Consider the following 3,668-nt stretch of genomic DNA (forward strand, 5'->3'; position numbering starts at 1 on the left):
CCGTCGGTAAGGTCGTCGGGTGATCCCGCAACCCACCGATCGACTCACGTTCCGGTGCATGACCGACGCTGACCTCGACGACATGTGCAGGCTCCTCGGAGACGCGGAGGTCATGCGCTACTACCCGGTAGGCCAGTCCGGCGACTGGGTGGCGCGGTGCATCCGACCCGGCCTGTGCCGGTCAGCGGGCGCGTCAGGCCCCCCACCTCCGCACGCGCGTCCGACGCACCGCACCGCCCGCCGCACGCTCACCGCGGTCGCCCTGTCCGCCGCCGCCCTCACCGGGCCGGCGGCGTCCGCCACCGTCGTCGCCCTGCCGGTCACGGCGGGGGTCACGGGCGCCGCCGCGCCGCAGGCCCACGCCGTGGCCTGGGACCAGGTGGAGCTCGTGGATGACGCGGGCGTGATCGACCTCGCCCAGCTGCGCCGTGACCTGGCGGGGATCGAGTTCCGGGAGCCGACCCGCGTCGCCGTGGTCACCGAGCGCGGCCCGGACCTGTCCGCACTGGACGACGACCGCGCGTCTCAGGCGTTCAACGGGCGGGTGCTCGAGCGGGCTCGCGCGGAGCACCCGGACTGGCTCAGCGCGGACGGCCAGAAATGGGCCGACGGCCTCGTGATCGTGGCGCTCGACCCGGACAACCGGTTGATCGGGGTGTACGTGGGCGAGGACCGGATGCTCAGCACGGACCGGCTGCGGGAGGTGCGCGAGGCCGGACACGAGGCGGCCCGTGCGGCCCGGTGGACGGACACGGTCGTGGAGGTGACGGACGCCGCCGCCGAGCTGATCGGGCGCCCCTGGTGGCAGGCTCCCGAACTGTGGTTCGGCGCGGGGATCGTCGGTGTGGCGGGCGGCGGCGCCGCGGCCGCGGCACTCGCGAGCCGACGGCGTCGGCGCCGCGGGCCGGCCGGCCTGCTGGGCGAGGCCCGCACCCACCTGACCTCCGTCACCCTGGAGATGGACGCCACCGAGGTGAACGCGTCCACGGTGCCCGAGGACTCGCCCCACGCGGCCGCGCTGATGGAGCGCTTCCGCAACTTCCGGCGCCAGGCGCTCGACGCGTCGGTGGAGCTGGACCGCCTCGAGGCCCTGCCGGAGCGCAGCCTGCATCGCACGGAGCATGCCCGGGCCGCGGAGGACGTCCGGGACCGCGCCCGTGAGCTCGACCGCCTCGACGACGCCGTGGCCGCGGCGAACACCTTCCTCAACCGCCACCCGGGGTGGCCGGCGGCGTGGGACCAGCAGACCGCCCCGCTGCGGGCCGACCTGGACGCCGTCGGCACGCTGGCCTCCTCCGTCGGCTCCGCCGGGCCCGTCCGGTCCGCGGTCGCCGCGCTGGAGTCCTTCCGCACCGAGGCCCAGGACCGGCTCGAGGCGCTGGGTGCGGACCTGCAGGACGAGCGCCTGACCCCGGCCGCGGCGTTGGACGAGCTGGACGCGCTGCGGCGTCGCCTGACCGGGCTCGTCTCCGCCCTCGCCGACGCCGAGGTGGCGGCGTTCGGCAAGGACGAGGCCGAGCGTGAGCTGCTGCGCGACGAGCTGCGCACGCACCGTGGCCCGGTCCGGTCCGCGCGCGGCTCGATCCTGGACTCCGCGCTGCCGGCGGATGCCTACTGGACGGTGGTGGCCTTCACCACGGGCCACCAGGCCGGCGAGCGGTCCGTCCAGGACCACCGCCAGGCGCAGTCCAGCTCCTCCGAGGACCGGCTACGGATCCTCGGGCGGCTCGTTCTCCGGGGCGGGCTCGTCCGGCCGATTCTGAGCCGATCGGGGCCGGATCTGAGCCGGAAGCTCGTCCGGGCCGGGCACCCGGTCCCTGGCCCACCGTTCCGTTCTGCGAGACAGTGAAGGACCATGACCGCCGCTGACACCCCCGAACCCCGCCAGAACCCCCTCGCGTTCTTCCTCGACAAGGCCGTGCCCGAGGCGTGGCACGCGGTCGGGCCGCTGGTCTCGGCCGCGCGCGCCGCCGCCGAGCAGGCCGGGCTGGACCGGCAGCTCGTGGAGCTCGTGAACCTCCGGGTCTCCCAGCTCAACGGCTGCGTGTTCTGCCTGGACCGGCACACCCGCCAGGGCGCCGACGCCGGTCTGAGCGTGCAGCGCATGGGGCTGCTGCCGGCATGGCGTGAGGCAGGGGCCGTGTACTCGGAGCAGGAGCGCGCCGCGCTCGAGCTCGCCGAGGCGGCCACGGACCTCCCCGAGCAGGAGCAGCTGAACTACGTGCAGGCCTCCACGGCCGCCGTGCTCACGGACGCCCAGTACGCGGCCGTGCAGTGGGTCGCGATGGTGATCAACCTGACGAACCGCATCTCGATCCTGTCCCATCACCCCGTGCGGCGCCGGGACGGCTGACCCCTTCCCCGCCGCCGGCCCGGCGGCGGGGTCCACCCAGGAACGAGAGGATCGACCATGTCCGAGCAGACCCCCAGCCTGGAGCACCCGCAGGTCCGCAAGAACGGGGAGAGGTACGAGATCGTCGTCGATGACGCGGGCACGGTGGCCGGCTTCACGGTGGCGATCGACGACGACACCGCCGACGGCCCGGCCCAGCGGATCTTCCCGCACACCAAGGTCGACCACGCGTACCAGGGCCGGGGCCTGGCCTCGATCCTCGTACGCGAGGCGTTGAAGGACACCGTGGCCGCGGGCCGCCGGATCGTCCCCGTGTGCCCGTACGTGAAGGCCTGGGTGGACAAACACGACGACGTGGCCGGCGAAGTGGACCCGGCGCGGCCCGAGCATCTGCAGTTCCTGGAGTCCCGCCAGGGCTGACGCACCGCACCCGGAGACGAGAAGAGCCCCCGCCGATCCGGCGGGGGCTCCTTCTGGTCGGGGTGACAGGATTTGAACCTGCGGCCTCGTCGTCCCGAACGACGCGCGCTACCAAGCTGCGCCACACCCCGTTGGAGGTCTCAGACCTGAATCCAACAGAGAGCGACTATACCAGCCACACCGGGTGCCGCCAAACCGAGATGCGGGGCAGAATCGCACGCGTGAGACCTCTGCGCACCCCGCGAATCCGAGAGAGGCCGGCATGAGCTGGTGGCCGTTCCCGCGTTCCTCCGCGAGCCCCTCCCCCGACGACGACGGCGCCCCGGCCGCTGCCGAGCTCGAGGAGGCCGTGGCCGCCCTGCGACAGCTGTTGCGCGCGGAGCGGCACCGACTGCGCCCGGACAGCTGGGCCCTCGCGTGGGAGATGGTCGAGCAGGCCGCCGAGTACGCGCCAGCCTGGACTCGCCTGCAGCGCACACGGCCCGTGGAGACCCAGGAGCTCGTGCTCGCCCTCACCGGGCGCTTGGAGCCGCTGCTGTGCGACTTCCTCGCTCTCCCCGACTCGGAGAAGCCCACCCATGCCGACGCCGTGCACGCGCGCCTTCGGGAGCAGGGCACGGAGCACGGCCGGCTGCGCCGCCGACTCACCCGCGCGCTCACGGCACGACTGCGGGCCGGCGAGGAGCTCTGAGCGCCGCGGGTGAATGCACCCGGAACGCAGAAAGCCCCGTGCTCATCGCACAGGGCCGCCCGGTGAATCCTCCCGGGAATGCGGGAAGGGCCTCGCACCAACAGTGCGAGGCCCTCCCTCAAAAAATGTCCGGCGGCGACCTACTCTCCCACAACCTCCCGGTTGCAGTACCATCGGCGCTGTGGGCCTTAGCTTCCGGGTTCG

General features: G+C 73.6%; 4 protein-coding genes, 1 tRNA gene and 1 rRNA gene. 4 read left to right on the forward strand and 2 right to left on the reverse strand.

Annotated elements, in window-relative coordinates; all coding sequences use genetic code 11:
* Window positions 1–58 precede the first annotated feature (58 nt).
* From D8M29_RS10015 to D8M29_RS10025, 3 genes are read left to right on the forward strand one after another with little or no spacing between them, the layout of a single operon-like run.
* Window positions 59–1,849 (forward strand): DUF5129 domain-containing protein, encoded by a 1,791-nt coding sequence (locus D8M29_RS10015; RefSeq protein ID WP_238693380.1) that lies wholly within the window; start codon window positions 59–61, stop codon window positions 1,847–1,849.
* Between the two features lie 6 nt (window positions 1,850–1,855).
* Window positions 1,856–2,353 carry a carboxymuconolactone decarboxylase family protein gene (locus tag D8M29_RS10020; RefSeq protein ID WP_127435538.1) on the forward strand — a complete coding sequence of 166 codons (498 nt, stop codon included), beginning with the start codon at window positions 1,856–1,858 and terminating at the stop codon, window positions 2,351–2,353.
* Between the two features lie 57 nt (window positions 2,354–2,410).
* Window positions 2,411–2,773 (forward strand): GNAT family N-acetyltransferase, encoded by a 363-nt coding sequence (locus D8M29_RS10025; protein ID WP_127435539.1) that lies wholly within the window; start codon window positions 2,411–2,413, stop codon window positions 2,771–2,773.
* 54 nt (window positions 2,774–2,827) lie between these two features.
* Here D8M29_RS10025 and D8M29_RS10030 read toward each other — a convergent pair.
* Window positions 2,828–2,904: transfer RNA gene (locus tag D8M29_RS10030), tRNA-Pro, on the reverse strand.
* A gap of 131 nt (window positions 2,905–3,035) precedes the next feature.
* Between D8M29_RS10030 and D8M29_RS10035 the strand changes: the two genes are divergently transcribed.
* Window positions 3,036–3,464, forward strand: coding sequence for a hypothetical protein (locus D8M29_RS10035; protein WP_095347254.1), 429 nt, complete (start codon window positions 3,036–3,038; stop codon window positions 3,462–3,464).
* A 127-nt stretch (window positions 3,465–3,591) separates the two neighbouring features.
* On the opposite strand, the gene rrf is transcribed toward D8M29_RS10035, so the two are convergent.
* Window positions 3,592–3,668 (reverse strand): 5S ribosomal RNA (rrf, locus tag D8M29_RS10040); the annotation flags it as partial.

The organism is Micrococcus sp. HSID17227 (assembly GCF_003989405.1).
Lineage (GTDB): Bacteria > Actinomycetota > Actinomycetes > Actinomycetales > Micrococcaceae > Micrococcus > Micrococcus luteus.